Consider the following 15,228-nt stretch of genomic DNA (forward strand, 5'->3'; position numbering starts at 1 on the left):
TCTTATTTCATTATTGTTGATATAGCCTGCTTATAAATAAGCTGTTGTTTTCCATCCACTAAAATTAAAACTGTAAATTTATCTACTCCAACAACTTCTCCTACTATTCTAACGCCACTCTTTAAGAAAATTGTAACTGTACCTTTTTCTTCTTTTATTTGTTTATACAATTCTTCCTGTAAATGTTCCAATTACTGTCCTCTCCTTTCTGTGAAACATCTTAATATAAAAAACTATAAATTTTTTATTTATGCACTTTGTCTTTTATATTCATAAACTTATTAATTAGTATATCTAAATCACGACTAAATAACAAAACTTTATCATGATCCAATCCGTGTCTCGCAACAAGTTGAATTAATTCTTTCTTTTTGTTTTCTATTTTATTTTGTAATTGTCCCATCTCCATCTCTATACTAAAACTCCCTTTTCCCATAATATTACTTGTAAAATTATAGTACATATTCTCTCATAAAAAAATAAAAAAATGGTTTTTTTTACAATTTTTTATTTTTCTATGCCTAAATTACGAATCATGTAAAGGTTTATTTACAAATCACTAACATACAATCCTAATGAATCTACAGGCATTTGTCTAATTATAAATGAGACTGGCTCGTTTTCTATACAAAAAACATACTGTATATAGTAGTCCATGAACCATATAGATTAACTTACTAAAAAGGAGGAAAACATATGAGTTATGGTGGAAGTTGCGCTGGTTTCGGCGGTGGATTTGCTTTGCTTATCGTACTATTCATCCTTCTAATCATCATCGGATGTAGCTGTTGGGGTGGCGGCGGATACGGATATTAATATATCCTATCCTTGACAAATGAACTAAAAACTATAGAAAAACAGCTCATATTTGAGCTGTTTTTTTCATACTTTCGTATGAATTTATATCCCTCTTATTTGCGATTTCAACTAGCAACATATTGTTTACTATGGAATAAGAAACATTTTTACTAAGGGGGATTACAATGATTAGAGGTCTTTACGAAGCACATTTACCTGTCCGCAACTTAAAAGTATCAATACCTTTTTATGAATCACTAGGGCTAAAATTATATAAACGAGGAGATAATATTGCTTTCTTTTGGATTAAAGAAAATGAGAGTTGGCTCGGCCTTTGGGAAGGCACAGAATACAAAGTGAATTATCACCCCTCTTTACGACATATCGCCTTTCAAGTAAGTTTACATGATTTAGAAAATGCGATTCATTGGCTAAATCAAAAAGGAATTTCAGCACGAAAAGACTTTGGAATGGAACCAATTGAACCGATTGTTTTTCCGGAATTAGCACATGCAGCCGTATACTTTAACGACCCTGATGGAAATAGTTTAGAATTGATTGCACAATTACCTGTTGGACTTCCTACAGCGGAAAAAGTGTATTTAAGTAAGTGGAAAGAACAAATTCAAACATCGTCATTACATAAGGAGTAATCTATTTATGTCGGTTTCTTATTCCACACTTCTTAAAACAAATAAAAACTTCAATAAACTATTTTATGGGCAAACATTAAGTGTACTTGGAGATTGGTTCCATACGGTAGCTTTATTAACATTTGTCTACAGCATAACGGAATCGCCGATTATGATCGCACTTACTTTTATAAGTAAAAGTTTACCACAGCTTCTTCTTAGTCCATTCATAGGCGGAATTGTAGATCGTTTCTCTAAAAAGAATATTATGATTTTTACCGATATTACACGGGGAATTCTAGTCCTTACATACTTACTCGCAGGCTATAAAATTGAGATTATTTTCATTGCTAATATATGTTTATCTGTACTTGCTTGTTTATTTGAACCGGCTAAACAAGCAACCTTAAAAAATATCGTACACCAAAATCATTTCGTAACTGCTAACTCTCTTTCTAGTACAATTAATGGTTTTATGTCTATTATGGGGGCTTCTTTGGGCGGAGTAATTGCACAATCTTTACATATTGAGTTCGCTTTTTTAGTAAATAGCCTATCATACTTTCTTTCAGCCTATTTTATTTATAATATGAGTATTCCTGCTCATGATACTTGTAACAAGAACAAAGCATTTTTCACTGATATAAAAGGTGGTTATACATACATATTACAAACAAAAATCATTTTAACATTAATTCTTGTCGGCATTTCATGGGGGATTATTGGAGGCGCTTATCAACTACTTCTAACGATCTATGCCGAAAAAATTTCCCATACGAACATTGGGATTTTATATACGGTTCAAGGGGCTGGGCTTATGATAGGAAGCCTTCTCGTTAATCTTTATATATCCCATAATAAAGAAAAAATGAAAAAAGTATTCGGTTGGGCCTACTTATTACAAGGAATTTTCTTTCTCGGATTCATTCTATCCGATCAACTTATTATCGGTATCATTACTTTATTCTGTATGCGTATAGCAGGAGGAATCATCGTTCCACTTGATACGACATTACTTCAAACTTACACACACGAAAATATGATAGGTAAAGTTTTTTCATTCCATTATTCTATTTACGGATCTCTTATTCAGTTATCGATGTTTTTTACAGGAGGGCTGTTAGAAATTCTTTCTCCTCAAATGATTGGCAGTTTATTAGCTACATGCTGTATTTTTGTAAGTTTTATATGGCTGTTCTTGTTTTATCGCGGGGAATTTAATGAAGAATCTCCTTCTACTTAATAGCATGTTTATAAACATGCTATTTTATTTATGTCGAAATACAGAGGAAAAAGACGATTTATTTTCCTTACGTTCTAATTTTTTAGAATGTACAATAAATTTAGATTATAAGAAAAGGGGTGCCATAATGTTTGACGATAGACTTACTATTTCAGCTGAGCAGCAGAAGCTCATTTCCAATGCAACTCGCATTCAAATTCTTCACCTTTTAAAAGATGAAGCACTTACTGCAAAACAAGTTGCTACTAAACTAAATAAATCTGCTGGAAGCGTACATTATCACGTTCAAATTTTATATGATGGAGGGTTGCTTGAATTAGTAGAAACGAAGGAAAAACGAGGGATTATTGAAAAATATTATAAAGCAAAAGCTGCTCATTTCTATATTGAAGAAAGCGGCACAGAAGGAACGAATACAGGTAGTCATATTGTATCTCATTTATTTTTAACTCCAGAGGAATTACAACAGCTTACTTGGGAGATTACACAAGTTTTATTACGCTGGGAAAACAAAACCGCTCGTCAATCAAACTCTGAAAAGGAATACGCTATTTCCTGCAGGATTAAAAAACAATGAAAGAAAGGGCCATTTATTCATGAAAAATAAATTATTATTATTGTCGGGAACAGGAATTTCTCGTTTAGGTGATTTTATGTATCTCATCGCTCTAAACTTAATGGTGTTAAATAGCACAAACTCACCTGCTGCTGTAGCAGGATTATGGATTGTTGGTCCAATCGCCACTGTTGTTACAAAAATATGGTCTGGTAGTATAGTAGATCGATTAAACAAACGGTCCATTATGCTCATCACAGATATAATTCGAGCAGCTCTCATTGGCTGTATTCCATTATTTGATTCTATTTGGGCCATTTATATGTTCATCTTTTTAACTCGCATCGCTACATCATTTTTCGATCCAGCTTCATTTACTTATAAAACAATGCTCATACGAGCTGAAGAGCGCGCTCAATTTAATGCATGGAATAGCCTATGTACAAACGGGGCTTTTATTATCGGTCCAGCTCTTGCTGGAATACTTCTCACCACGTACTCAGCAGCCTTTGTTATTTACTGCAACTCACTTTCATTTCTACTTTCTACCATTCTCATTTACTTCTTGCCAAACATTACATTACAAACAAAGCAAAACGAAGAAGTTGCAAATACTTTCGTACAAACATTACGAAGTGATTGGAAACAAGTTTTTTCGTTCGCTCGAACAGAAACGTACATTATTCTCATATTCGTTTTATTTCAAGCGACTATGCTTGTTTCTATGGCACTCGATTCACAAGAAGTTGTTTTTACGAGGCAAGTACTGTTTTTAACCGATATAGAATACAGTATGCTTGTTAGTATAACTGGCGCTGCTTACGTTTCCGGTTCATTTCTCGTCTCTCTCTTTGCCAAACGATTACCAATTCAATATTGTATCGGATTAGGTATGATTTTCACAGCAATAGGCTATGTAATTTTCGCCTTTTCAAATTCATTTATAGTCGCAGCAGGTGGTTTCATTTTACTTGGTATTTCTTCATCATTTGCTGGTACTGGCTTTATAACATTTTATCAAAATAACATCCCTATATATATGATAGGACGTATCGATAGCGTGTTTGATTCCATAAAAAATTTCATCCAAATCTTTTTCGTTTTAGCAATTGGGGCATCCGCACAATTTCTTTCCGTTCAATTTACTGTAATAAGTAGCTCGTTACTCATTCTTTTCCTTTCCTGTTTATTAGCAATCCGGGTAATGACTCCTTCACGAGAAAAATACTTTAAAACTACAGGATCATCATTAGAATATTAAATGCAACATAAAAAGCGGCTATTTGCCGTGCAGTAAGCCCCCCACTGATTAAAGTTTCACTTTATGTTAAAATATTTATTAAATTTGATTATGTAGGGGGGCTATTTTGGAAATTATATTCATTTTCATATGTATTATATTAGTAGCTTCTATTTTACAAACAAGTACAGGTTTTGGCTTTTCTATTATGGCAACACCTTTCTTACTCATGTTATTTCTACCACAAGAAGCTATACAAATAAATATCATTTTATCATTAATTATTTCCATATCACTCATTTGGAAAATAAGAATGGATATTGATTTTATACTACTGAAAAGATTAATTTTCGGAAGTATAGTTGGTGTTCCTTTTGGTATTTTCATTTTCACTTCCATTAACATCAACACTTTTAAATTAGCAATTAGCATCCTGCTTTTACTATTAACGTTGATGCTAATATGCAACTTTAAGATTAAATCAACAAAATCTAGAGATTTCTTAGTGGGCGGATTATCCGGTCTTTTAACGACAAGTATCGGTATGCCAGGACCACCCCTGTTACTTTACTTTACAGGAACTGATACGAAAAAAGAGAAATTGAGAGCAACTACTTTAGCTTTTTATCTATTTATATATTTCATTAGCCTACTAACTCAAATACTCTTTACTGGCACAAACAAAACAATTTGGGAATCAAGTTTTTACGCTATTCCAATTGTATTTCTAGGTTTGTATATAGGGCAAATTATTTTCAAATGGCTTAATCAACGGATTTTCAAAATATTTACGTACATCCTTTTAAGTTGCACGGGTATGTATCTTCTTATTGAAAGTTTGCATTTATTATAAGTAAGTTTTTCAAAATACAAAATCATAAATAAAATACTAACCAAACGATAAAAAGCGGCTATTATGCCGCTTTTTATTTTCACATTAAATATTTTAAAACTAGAAGCCCAGCTATCGCTATTACAAACACATTGAAAAAAATCATCCAACTTTTTTCGAAATCTTTATATCTCTCTTCTTTCACTCCACATTGTTTTAGCTTTCCAATTAAAACTGTTAATTCTTGATTATACTCCTTACTTCCTAATTGTATATAATTGTTATTTATTTTAATTCCATATACATTTTTCATTTTTTTATGTTGCGAAACTGCTTGAATTGAGTTTACTAATACACTGTATTCATTTAACTTTTTAAAATAACAATCTAACGCTATAATTTGTAACCTTGTATTAGTTAAAACAATGTAATAATAAAATGTAGCACCTGTGGTTAATATATTAGGTATAACTTTAGAATTTACAAGACTTCCTTCTTCCACTAATATTTCGCATTGTATTTCCTCTCCTTCTTGCAACTCTTTCCGAACTGATTCTTCCAACATTTGCACCGTTAATTTCTTCAATAACTCCCCGTTTTTCACATAATACTTATCTATATTGATAGACTCATTTGCTTCTTTCTCTAAACGTGTAATTTCTTCCTCTGAATATTGGAGCTCATTTAACATCGATAATAATCTTTTATCCATATTACACACTCCCTTTCCACAGTTTTTGAAGTTTTTTCTTCCCACGAGAAATTCGATTGTATATATAATCTGCCGTTACTTTTAATTCTTTTGCAATATCGTCAATGGAATATCCATCAATATACCTCTTTAAAAAGATATATCGATCTTTCTTATTTAAATCTTGAACAATTTCCATAATCTCTTCTTCTTGTTCTATTTCATACCTATCATGGACACTTGTATCTATTTCTACGTCCTTATCGATTTTATTCTCTTTATATACTTTCTTTTTATATTCCAATGCCTTCAATTTAGTAATACCAATCATCCAAGATTTTAAGTTTCCCTTTTCTGTATCAAATTGGTCGATATTAAACCAAATAACAGTAAATACATCGTTATAACAATCATCCACATATTGTTTTTCAGTAGGGGTACTTAATGATTTATGAATAATGTACAAAATTAATTTTCCATATTGATCAATCACTTCTTTCAAAGCATCTTGATCATGTTTTTTCATAGCTATAATTAAATCCTCTTCAGAATCGAAAATCATATGCATCTTCCTTCCTCAGTTCCCCTTTAGCAGCTGCCTTTACTTACTATTGGTATTTCATTCTCATTTTCTATCACTTTTGTAAAAATTTATTAACTTTTATTTCTATATATATGATAACAAACGAAATACCTAAGATCAGAAAGAATAGACAACTTTCTGATCTTAGGTATTTCTCCTTTCAAAAAAGGCAAACCCGCATCACAGGTTTGCCTCTTTACTCACTTCTTATTTAATCCTTTTTCACTTAAAAACTCTTTCATATGCATTCTTTTTTCTTTAGACATAAACGAACTCATTGATTCCGTCCATGTTACTTTTTTTTGATTTGATGATCTTTCTTTGTAATACGCGCTCATCGTTTCATCATATTCGTTTAATAATTCATCATATTTTTGTTCATCATATCCATTTTCATGAAGAACCGCTGCTACCGGTAAGCGTGGTTTAACTCCATGTTCTTCATCTGGTACACCGACTGTCATTCCGAATACAGGATATACTTTATCTGGTAAATGAAGCAATTCGCTCACTTCTCTCGGATTATTACGAATACCACCAATATAACAAATACCGTATCCTAATGACTCTGCTGCTAACGCTAAGTTTTGCGCAAAAAGTGAAGCATCTACCGTCGCAACGATAAAGTCTTCCACCCCTTCATGCTTTATCTCTGTACCATGTTTTTCACATGCAATTTCAAGTCGTTTTAAATCTGCACAACAAACAAAGAATGCTGCGCAGTCTTTCACATGGCGATTTCCGGATAGCTCTGCTAATTTAGCCTTTAATTTCTGATTTGTTACATATATGACAGAATACGCCTGTACAAAATGTGATGAAGCCGCATGCTGTGCAGCGTGCACCATTTTTTCTACTACATCTTTCGGAATTGATTCTTCTTTATATTTACGAACTGAAACGTGTTGCTCTATCTTATGTATTATCTCATTCATGAAAATCACTCCTTTTTCTCTTCATAATGAAAAATTAACACATCTTTTTCAATATTCACAACTTATAAGCACAAAAAGAGCAATTCTTTTTTGAATTGCTCTTTTTTTAAAACGTCTATGAATACGGTAAATGAAATTACAATTGTCTTATTACGCCGTTTTCAACACTTTAATACCTTTTACGATATTCCAAATGAAGTAGTAAATTCCTACAAGAATGAACACTGCATATGTGATAATCATTCCAATTCCAGCACCGTCAGATTGATTAAAACCTAAACTGTACATGCCTGATACTGCTAGTCCTCCAAATAAGATTGCGTATGGGAAAACATGTGACCAAAATGCTTTTTTCGCGTGATACTTCACTTCATCTTCTGCAACAAAGTACACGATAATCGGTAGTAAAAATGGTGCAAAAAAGATACTAAAGTAACATAACGAAGATAAAATATTATTTCCTTTCATCCGATTCACCTCTAAATAGTTTTTGTTACTTTCATTATGTCAGGAAATCATTCTAGAAACTATCGCTTTACCTTTCACTAACGTGACATATTTGTAAGATTTTCCTCAAATTAAATCCCGTCTGAAGTTTCAGACGGGATCACTTTCACTATATTCGATTCATAAACCAATACTGTGTAATGGCTAAATATTCTCGTACATTCGATGGAATGATGATTGGTTTCGGTGTTTTTGCCGGAAGACCTTCTAATTGTAAACCTTGTTTGGCAGCTATTTTTTTCGCTCTAAACATATGAAAATCGTTTGTTACGATCATACCTTTTTTCATATCGGCTGGAATTAACGGTTTTGAGAATGTAATATTCTCATCTGTACTCGTAGATTTGTCCTCCATTATAATACGGTCTTCTGTGATGTTTTGTTTTATTAGTCCTTGTTTCATTGCTAATGCTTCTGAAATGTCTTCACCTTTTCCTTGTCCTCCAGATACGATAGCGATTGTTTTCTCATGTGATTTTAAATATTCAGCTGCTTTATCAATACGATATTGCAATGAATAAGATGGTTTCGTTCCATTTACTTTCGATCCTAGTACAATTATGTACTCAGCATTGTCACTTGCATTCATATGTCCATGCTTATAAATGTGATATTGTAAAAACCCCGCATATACGGCGCAAATCATTATAACAACTAAAATGCACTTTATTATTTTCTTCTTTCTCATACTCATATACTCCTATTTTCTTTTACTTCCTTCATGATAATATCCATTTATTTGTTTGTATACAGACAAATTCCAATAAACCCTAAATTATCCTCTGAAAGGTAATATTTATATTACTTTCGGGAATAGTAAGTACAACTTTACACGAAGGAGTGTCTCTATTGCTTCTCTTTTTATGTAACGTGTCGTTCTTTTTCATCTTATTTTTACTATCGCTTAAGTTACTCGGTAAATCCGCGTTAGCACAACTAACTCCTCATGATTTTGGGGCTATAATCTTTTTATCTTATTTAGCTTTCCAGGCCATACCCGTCTCTGGTGCTTTACAAGCATTTCTCGGTATGGTTGTTATTACATGTTTACATTTACTCCTTACAAAATTAAGCCTATTCAACAAACTAAATCGTTTTATTCTCGGACACCCTATCATTTTAATTAAACATGGTGATATTATTTTTGAGAACTTACAAAAAAGTAGATATCCCATTGCCGAACTACTTTCTAATCTTCGCGTTGCAGGATATCCGAGTGTTCATGAAATTGAATACGCCATTTTAGAAGCGAACGGAGCTATTAGTATTTTACCAAAAAGAGAACTTGTACCATTAACTCCAAAAGATTTAAACATAGATGTTAAGTATGCTGGATTACCAATTGCACTTATCGTCGATTCACAAATTCAATACGATAACTTAAAGTTAATCCATAAAGATGAAAAATGGTTATATAAAGAATTAAAAGAAAAAGGAATTACAAATATTAAAAACGTTGCTTTCGCTTCTGTTCAAGAAACGGATGGATCTTTTGCGATTAGTTTAAAGGAATAAAAAATCCCCTTAATTGCTTAAGGGGATTTTCTTCATCATATCGCTTCTTTCTCTCCTGCCATATTTAATGGAACAGGATGTTTCATACGATTCATCGTAAATACGATAATTGCTGTCATTACTTCAGCAACTGGCATAACGAGCCAAATTCCGTTTATCCCAAATAATTTCGGCATAATCCATAACAATGGAATGATAAATAGTAATCCTCGGCTCATTATAATAAGTACTGATTTCTTCGTTTGTCGCACTGATTGGAAGTACTCTCCATACACAATGTTATAGCCTAAAAATACGTATTGAATAAAGAATAAGCTAATACCCGTTAATGTTAACTCCAATAATTCTGGAGATTGAACATCAAATAAACCAATGATATATTTCCCGAAGAATAATCCGACAATTATCGCAACGCCTCCGAGGACAACTGCAATTTTCACAGCAAACTTCAATCCTTCACGAAGTCTCTCTGATAAATTTGCCCCGTAATGGAAACTAGCAATTGGTTGCAATGCTGCTCCAACACCGAAGAATAATAGTAATGTCATTGCATGAATACTATTCACCATCGCATAGGAAGCTACTCCTACTTCTCCTGCATATTGAACAAATGCGATATTAAAACCAATCGTTACGATTGCAACTGTGCTTTCTGCTGTAAAACTTGGGAAACCAATCACCATAATTTGTTTGACAGTATCCCATTCAAAATGGAATTTCGTCCATTTTAAAATGCTACTTTTTCTAAAGAAATGAGTTAATAATACAAGGAAACCAATCGCTGCTGAAAGAATAGTCGCTGAAGCAGCACCTGTTACGCCCCATCCAAAGATAAAAATAAAGATATAGTCAAACAGTATATTTAATACAGCTGTTACAACAAGACCAGCCATTGCTAAATTAGGATTTCCATCATTTCGTATAAATGTACTTAAAATATTTTCTAAAACGTATATCATTCCAAATGTTAGTAATACGTGTAAATAGTCTAACGCATATGGTAAAATCACTTCATTTGCACCAAATAAGTACGCTAAATCTTCTATTCTCCATAAACAAATAGCCGCTAAAACACCTACGATAACAACTGCTACCGTCATGGATTGAGTAAAAATAGATCTTGCTCTTTCTCGTTTATTTTCACCTAATGCAATGGAATATAACGTTGCCCCGCCCATCCCGATCCATAATGAAATAGAGAAGAAAATCGAAAACGCTGGAATAGCCACGTTTACTCCTGCTAAACCGTTCGCCCCAACTCCTCTACTAATCATAATCGCGTCAATTACAATATTCACTGACATTAATACCATTCCTAGAACGGCTGGTATTAAATAAGAAATAAATAAACTTTTAACTGGTTTTTCTCTTAATTTTTCTGTTGCTTCCATACTATTATGCTCCTTTTTCAACACTCTGTTCACAGTTTAAACCTTCAAGTAACTTGAAGGTCAAGAGAGAATTAAAAAAATAGGAAATTTAATTATCGGAATTGATGCAGGTTTGTAATTAATAGAAGTCCTACACTCTATTTTTTCATTACTGGAATTTGAATTTCTGTTACTTGCTCCTCTGGATTTTCTGTTACAGACCAATCAATTAATCCAATCTCAATCGAATCTCCACTTATTTCGTATCCTTCTTGATCAATGTATTCCATTAATTTCTTATATGTTTCACCTGTTTCTTCATATGATCCATGATGATAAGCGCACGCAAACATACCAGCTTTAATTGAATCTGAACTATATACTTGATAAGGCATATAATCCAAAAGAATAAATACGCTGCTATATGCTTGAAACTCCTTTTGCATGAATGCTTTTTTGGAAATTGTCACACCTATATCTCCTGAAAATAGACTATCATCCATTTGCTTCATATTTTTTTGAAGCGAATGGATATAATAATCAAACATATCATCTGTCGTATTCGGCGCCACTGCAATCGCTGTTATTTTTCTTTTTGGTATTTTTTTAATAAGTATTCGATCGGTTTCCGCTTTCGTCGCCTTCTTTATTAAATGAATTCTATGTTCCATTTTTGCTAAAGCATATTCAATTTCTCTTTGTTTCTTCAGCATCATTTCTTGTTGTTTTTCCAGTAAATTGAGTGCGTATGTTGGATTTCTTTCATCAATATATTTCTTAATTTCCTTTAACGGAATATTTAACTGGCGTAAAAATTTAATCGTATCTAACAGTGAAAATTGATCGATTGTATAATAACGATAATTCGTTTGAGGATCAACAATGGACGGATGAAAAATTCCTTTTTCATCATAATACCTCAATGTAGATTCTGCAATATTATGCATTTTTGCCATTTCTCCAATTGTAAAGCGTTTATTTAATAACATGTTTCCTTCTCCAATTCATTAAAAATATTGCCTTATTTCTTCTTATTATATAGCCATTCCCTTCATACCTAAATCAAATTCCATCATGAAAATCTGCTATTTTTTCATTGATTTTTAATAAATTTTATTATATATTAATTACAGGTTCAAATTACGAGTTCAAAAGAACTTGTAATCAGACCCTTTTGTTTAATGGGTTTTACATATTTTCATTAGGCAAATTCCGAGAAATCGTATGATAAAATTAAAAATGACGAGGAGAGGATCAGATGGAATTCGAATTTTTCTTTCAAATTGCACTTATTTTATTAAGTACAAAGCTTGCTGGTGATCTTAGTGTTAGATTAGGTCAACCTTCTGTACTAGGTAAATTAATTGTCGGTATCGTTATCGGTCCAGCTGTATTAGGTTGGATTGAAAATTCAGAGCTTCTAACTCAATTAAGTAATGTCGGAGTTATTCTTTTAATGTTTATGGCTGGACTTGAAACAGACTTAGAAGAATTAAACGCAAATCGTAATTCTTCTTTAGCAGTTGCACTCGGAGGTATCATTCTTCCATTCGTAGGTGGTTACGTTTCCGGTCTTGTGATGGGAATGGAACAAGGAAACGCTGTATTCTTAGGATTACTTCTATGTGCGACAAGTGTTAGTATTTCCGTACAAACACTTCGTGATTTAGGTAAAATGAAAACACGTGAAAGTACGACGATGCTTGGAGCCGCTGTATTTGATGACATTCTTGTTGTTATTTTATTAGCATTTGCAATGAGCTTCTTAGGTACTGATGATGTTAACTTAACAATGGTTATCTTGAAGAAAGTAGTATTCTTCGCTTCTATTATTTTAATCGGATGGAAAGGTGTTCCTGCGATTATGCGCTGGTTATCACCACTGCGCGTATCTGAGTCTATCGTGAGCGCGGCTCTTATCATCTGTTTCTCATTCGCATATTTCGGCGAATTATTAGGAATTGCTGGTATTATCGGTGCTTTCGCTGCTGGTATTGCAATTTCTCAAACAAACTACAAACATGAAGTAGAAAAGAAAGTAGAACCAATTGCTTACGCTATGTTCGTTCCCGTATTCTTCGTTAGTATCGGTATGAATATTACATTTGACGGTATCGGCAATCAAATTTGGTTCATCTTAGCATTAACTGTTATCGCTGTATTAACGAAATTAATCGGCTGTGGATTCGGTGCTCGAATGACTGGATTTGACGCTAAGTCTTCTGCAATTATCGGTGCTGGAATGGTTTCTCGTGGTGAAGTTGCACTTATCATCGCAGGAACAGGACTTTCTTCAGGTCTATTGGCACAAGATTACTTTACAGCAATCGTTATTGTCGTTATTTTAACTACAATGATTACACCACCAATGTTAAAATACACTTTTGGTGCAAAAGATAAAGCAATGAAAGCAAGTAAATAAATTTACTATAATAAAAGGAGATTGCTATTTTATAAGATAGCAATCTCCTTTTTGTTTTATCTTTAAACAATCCCGTTCTTTTTTAACCATTTTTCAAAAATAATTCGTGCTTCATCATCATCAATATCATTCCCAAATGAATACACCATAATGCCATAATTATCTATATATTTACCTAGCTTCATTCCCTCCACTTTCTTATAAAAATAGTCTGCCTCATAGTGCGGAATATAAGCATCCCAAACTGGTTCATTTATTCTTTTGTACGCCGTCACTTCTAAATCATATCCGTCTTCATAATATCCGATGTGATAATGTTTGTTAGGATCATATTTCTCCATTAAAAGTCCCCTCCTACTAAACAAGAGCGAGCCTTATATTACAGCTCGCTCCTCTCTCTATTTATTAAATACGCTCCATCGCTGTCTTCAACGTTCCAACAACGAAAGCAATCTCTTCACTTGAAATAACAAGAGGCGGCGCTAATGTTAAAACGTTATTATATCCTGCTGTTGTCATACCGTTTCGTCCTATAATTAAGCCCTTTTCTTTACAAGCATTTACAACACTTGCTATTTTATCATTATCAATTGGCTCTTTCGTCTCTTTATCATTTACTAATTCAATCCCAACTAATAGACCTTTTCCTCTAATATTCCCAACAAGTGGATGTTCCCCAATTTCATCTTTTAGTTGCTCTAATAAAAGGGAACCCATTTGTGCAGATCGCTCAATTAAATTTTCATTTTCCATAATCTCTAAATTTTTAAGTGCTAATGCACAAGCTGCTGGATTCCCACCAAATGTATTAATATGGCGGAAAAATTCATATTCTCCTTTACCTTTAAAAGCCTCATATATTTCTTTTTTCACAGCTGTTGCAGATAATGGTAAATATGCGCTCGTAATACCTTTTGCCATTGTAATAATATCTGGCTTCACATCATAATTCATAAATCCGAATGCTTTTCCTGTACGTCCAAAACCGCAAATCACTTCATCACTAATAAGCAAGGCACCGTGTTTTTGACACGTCTCATGAACAGCTTTCATATAGTCTTGTGGTGGCATTAATATGCCCCCGCCTGTAATAATAGGTTCCATAATAAACGCAGCAATTGTTTCACTTAATTCCCACGTCATAACACGATCGACTTCTTTCACACATTCTACATCATAAATATGCTGCCCTTCAATTTCAGGCATACGGTAACAATCCGGTGGTGTTACATGTAAAAAACCTGAAGCAAACGGCTCATATTGATATCTACGCTGCGCTTGTCCCGTCGCTGCCATTGTCGCCATTGTATTCCCGTGATACCCACGGTAACGTGACATAAATTTATAACGATGTGGTTCACCTTTTTGAGCATAGTATTGTCTTGCTATTTTAAAAGCTGTTTCGTTCGCTTCTGAACCACTATTTGAGAAGAAAATAACATACTCTCCCCCAAGCCACTCATTTAACTTTTCAGCAAGCTTTATAGCTGGCTCATGGGATTGTGACATTGGAAAGTATGATAATGTTTGTAATTGCTTATAAGCCGCTTCTGCGAGCTCTTTTCTTCCATATCCACTATTCACACACCAAAGGCCACTCATACCATCTAAATATCTTTTTCCTTGTATATCTTCAACCCAGCACCCTTCAGCTTTTGCCCCTACCATTGTACTATTTGGACTAAAGGGACGCATTCCGTGCCAAACATATTGCTCATCTTTTGCTAATAATTCATCAGTTTGCTTCGTTTTCATCATTACTTCCACCTTCCATAACAACTTATTTTTCACAAAAGCTGCGCTGGTGCCATGATGACTTAAATTTCTCCCTGCTATTTTCATTCCACAAAATTAAGACAAATCCTACTTACAAATCAGTAATATTTACAAGAAAATGACAAAAG

19 protein-coding genes are annotated in these 15,228 nt (G+C 33.3%); 8 read left to right on the forward strand and 11 right to left on the reverse strand.

The annotated features are described in order from the left end of the window. Nucleotides 1-2 precede the first annotated feature (2 nt). The gene (gene hfq / locus IBT51_RS02525; RefSeq protein WP_000400665.1) at nt 3-191 is read right to left on the reverse strand and encodes an RNA chaperone Hfq; all 189 of its coding nucleotides are present in this window, start codon (nt 189-191) and stop codon (nt 3-5) included. Nucleotides 192-244: 53 nt separating this feature from the next. Next, entirely contained in the window at nt 245-463 is a 219-nt protein-coding gene (locus IBT51_RS02530; RefSeq protein ID WP_000291691.1) for an aspartyl-phosphate phosphatase Spo0E family protein, read from the reverse strand. Nucleotides 464-696: 233 nt separating this feature from the next. On the opposite strand from IBT51_RS02530, the gene IBT51_RS02535 reads away from it, so the two are divergent. The 6 genes from IBT51_RS02535 to IBT51_RS02560 all read left to right on the forward strand — a co-directional run bounded on the left by IBT51_RS02535 (nt 697) and on the right by IBT51_RS02560 (nt 5,322). Next, nucleotides 697-816: a YjcZ family sporulation protein gene (locus IBT51_RS02535; protein ID WP_000120179.1), complete on the forward strand. Its 120-nt coding sequence runs from the start codon at nt 697-699 to the stop codon at nt 814-816. A gap of 167 nt (nt 817-983) precedes the next feature. Continuing rightward, nucleotides 984-1,451, forward strand: coding sequence for a VOC family protein (locus IBT51_RS02540; RefSeq protein WP_053564850.1), 468 nt, complete (start codon nt 984-986; stop codon nt 1,449-1,451). Nucleotides 1,452-1,458: 7 nt separating this feature from the next. After that, complete coding sequence (locus IBT51_RS02545; protein WP_200457988.1) at nt 1,459-2,673, forward strand: MFS transporter; 1,215 nt, start codon at nt 1,459-1,461, stop codon at nt 2,671-2,673. Between the two features lie 127 nt (nt 2,674-2,800). Next, nucleotides 2,801-3,250 carry an ArsR/SmtB family transcription factor gene (locus IBT51_RS02550; RefSeq protein WP_000459090.1) on the forward strand — a complete coding sequence of 150 codons (450 nt, stop codon included), beginning with the start codon at nt 2,801-2,803 and terminating at the stop codon, nt 3,248-3,250. 19 nt (nt 3,251-3,269) lie between these two features. Continuing rightward, nucleotides 3,270-4,490: an MFS transporter gene (locus IBT51_RS02555; protein WP_098126967.1), complete on the forward strand. Its 1,221-nt coding sequence runs from the start codon at nt 3,270-3,272 to the stop codon at nt 4,488-4,490. 106 nt (nt 4,491-4,596) lie between these two features. Further along, nucleotides 4,597-5,322 (forward strand): sulfite exporter TauE/SafE family protein, encoded by a 726-nt coding sequence (locus IBT51_RS02560; RefSeq protein WP_098629001.1) that lies wholly within the window; start codon nt 4,597-4,599, stop codon nt 5,320-5,322. Nucleotides 5,323-5,401: 79 nt separating this feature from the next. Here IBT51_RS02560 and IBT51_RS02565 read toward each other — a convergent pair whose 3' ends face one another. The 5 genes from IBT51_RS02565 to IBT51_RS02585 form a co-directional block, all read right to left on the reverse strand. Further along, nucleotides 5,402-6,013: a flagellar motor switch protein FliG gene (locus IBT51_RS02565; RefSeq protein WP_000361356.1), complete on the reverse strand. Its 612-nt coding sequence runs from the start codon at nt 6,011-6,013 to the stop codon at nt 5,402-5,404. A 1-nt stretch (nt 6,014) separates the two neighbouring features. Continuing rightward, nucleotides 6,015-6,560, reverse strand: coding sequence for a sigma-70 family RNA polymerase sigma factor (locus tag IBT51_RS02570; protein ID WP_003274080.1), 546 nt, complete (start codon nt 6,558-6,560; stop codon nt 6,015-6,017). Between the two features lie 215 nt (nt 6,561-6,775). Next, nucleotides 6,776-7,510, reverse strand: a complete 735-nt coding sequence (gene nfsA, locus IBT51_RS02575; protein WP_200457989.1) for an oxygen-insensitive NADPH nitroreductase — start codon at nt 7,508-7,510, stop codon at nt 6,776-6,778. Nucleotides 7,511-7,660: 150 nt separating this feature from the next. Next, nucleotides 7,661-7,978 (reverse strand): magnetosome magnetite crystal formation protein family, encoded by a 318-nt coding sequence (locus tag IBT51_RS02580; protein ID WP_053564853.1) that lies wholly within the window; start codon nt 7,976-7,978, stop codon nt 7,661-7,663. 148 nt (nt 7,979-8,126) lie between these two features. Beyond that, nucleotides 8,127-8,705, reverse strand: a complete 579-nt coding sequence (locus IBT51_RS02585) for a YdcF family protein (RefSeq protein ID WP_200457990.1) — start codon at nt 8,703-8,705, stop codon at nt 8,127-8,129. A 161-nt stretch (nt 8,706-8,866) separates the two neighbouring features. Between IBT51_RS02585 and IBT51_RS02590 the strand changes: the two genes are divergently transcribed. Further along, nucleotides 8,867-9,532: a DUF421 domain-containing protein gene (locus IBT51_RS02590; RefSeq protein WP_000923922.1), complete on the forward strand. Its 666-nt coding sequence runs from the start codon at nt 8,867-8,869 to the stop codon at nt 9,530-9,532. Between the two features lie 35 nt (nt 9,533-9,567). Here the strand turns inward: IBT51_RS02590 and IBT51_RS02595 are convergent, their stop codons facing one another. Further along, entirely contained in the window at nt 9,568-10,923 is a 1,356-nt protein-coding gene (locus IBT51_RS02595) for an MATE family efflux transporter (RefSeq protein ID WP_053564855.1), read from the reverse strand. A 137-nt stretch (nt 10,924-11,060) separates the two neighbouring features. After that, a complete protein-coding gene (locus tag IBT51_RS02600; RefSeq protein WP_053564856.1) occupies nt 11,061-11,891 on the reverse strand; it encodes a MerR family transcriptional regulator in 831 nt (276 codons plus the stop codon). Nucleotides 11,892-12,160: 269 nt separating this feature from the next. Between IBT51_RS02600 and IBT51_RS02605 the strand changes: the two genes are divergently transcribed. Then, nucleotides 12,161-13,324 carry a cation:proton antiporter gene (locus tag IBT51_RS02605; protein ID WP_000393901.1) on the forward strand — a complete coding sequence of 388 codons (1,164 nt, stop codon included), beginning with the start codon at nt 12,161-12,163 and terminating at the stop codon, nt 13,322-13,324. 62 nt (nt 13,325-13,386) lie between these two features. Here the strand turns inward: IBT51_RS02605 and IBT51_RS02610 are convergent, their stop codons facing one another. Then, the gene (locus IBT51_RS02610) at nt 13,387-13,665 is read right to left on the reverse strand and encodes a DUF3986 family protein (protein ID WP_200457991.1); all 279 of its coding nucleotides are present in this window, start codon (nt 13,663-13,665) and stop codon (nt 13,387-13,389) included. A gap of 64 nt (nt 13,666-13,729) precedes the next feature. Next, complete coding sequence (locus IBT51_RS02615) at nt 13,730-15,079, reverse strand: aspartate aminotransferase family protein (protein ID WP_000850962.1); 1,350 nt, start codon at nt 15,077-15,079, stop codon at nt 13,730-13,732. Nucleotides 15,080-15,228 lie beyond the last annotated feature (149 nt).

This window comes from Bacillus sp. S71 (assembly GCF_016625265.1).
GTDB lineage: Bacteria > Bacillota > Bacilli > Bacillales > Bacillaceae_G > Bacillus_A > Bacillus_A cereus.

Bases quoted from the DNA above. Each gene is read 5' to 3' on its own strand.
- IBT51_RS02530 (WP_000291691.1), bottom strand. From the start codon at position 463: ATGTACTATAATTTTACAAGTAATATTATGGGAAAAGGGAGTTTTAGT.
- IBT51_RS02535 (WP_000120179.1), top strand. From the start codon at position 697: ATGAGTTATGGTGGAAGTTGCGCTGGTTTCGGCGGTGGATTTGCTTTG.
- IBT51_RS02540 (WP_053564850.1), top strand. From the start codon at position 984: ATGATTAGAGGTCTTTACGAAGCACATTTACCTGTCCGCAACTTAAAA.
- IBT51_RS02545 (WP_200457988.1), top strand. From the start codon at position 1,459: ATGTCGGTTTCTTATTCCACACTTCTTAAAACAAATAAAAACTTCAAT.
- IBT51_RS02550 (WP_000459090.1), top strand. From the start codon at position 2,801: ATGTTTGACGATAGACTTACTATTTCAGCTGAGCAGCAGAAGCTCATT.
- IBT51_RS02555 (WP_098126967.1), top strand. From the start codon at position 3,270: ATGAAAAATAAATTATTATTATTGTCGGGAACAGGAATTTCTCGTTTA.
- IBT51_RS02565 (WP_000361356.1), bottom strand. From the start codon at position 6,013: ATGGATAAAAGATTATTATCGATGTTAAATGAGCTCCAATATTCAGAG.
- IBT51_RS02570 (WP_003274080.1), bottom strand. From the start codon at position 6,560: ATGCATATGATTTTCGATTCTGAAGAGGATTTAATTATAGCTATGAAA.
- nfsA (WP_200457989.1), bottom strand. From the start codon at position 7,510: ATGAATGAGATAATACATAAGATAGAGCAACACGTTTCAGTTCGTAAA.
- IBT51_RS02580 (WP_053564853.1), bottom strand. From the start codon at position 7,978: ATGAAAGGAAATAATATTTTATCTTCGTTATGTTACTTTAGTATCTTT.
- IBT51_RS02585 (WP_200457990.1), bottom strand. From the start codon at position 8,705: ATGAGAAAGAAGAAAATAATAAAGTGCATTTTAGTTGTTATAATGATT.
- IBT51_RS02595 (WP_053564855.1), bottom strand. From the start codon at position 10,923: ATGGAAGCAACAGAAAAATTAAGAGAAAAACCAGTTAAAAGTTTATTT.
- IBT51_RS02600 (WP_053564856.1), bottom strand. From the start codon at position 11,891: ATGTTATTAAATAAACGCTTTACAATTGGAGAAATGGCAAAAATGCAT.
- IBT51_RS02605 (WP_000393901.1), top strand. From the start codon at position 12,161: ATGGAATTCGAATTTTTCTTTCAAATTGCACTTATTTTATTAAGTACA.
- IBT51_RS02610 (WP_200457991.1), bottom strand. From the start codon at position 13,665: ATGGAGAAATATGATCCTAACAAACATTATCACATCGGATATTATGAA.
- IBT51_RS02615 (WP_000850962.1), bottom strand. From the start codon at position 15,079: ATGAAAACGAAGCAAACTGATGAATTATTAGCAAAAGATGAGCAATAT.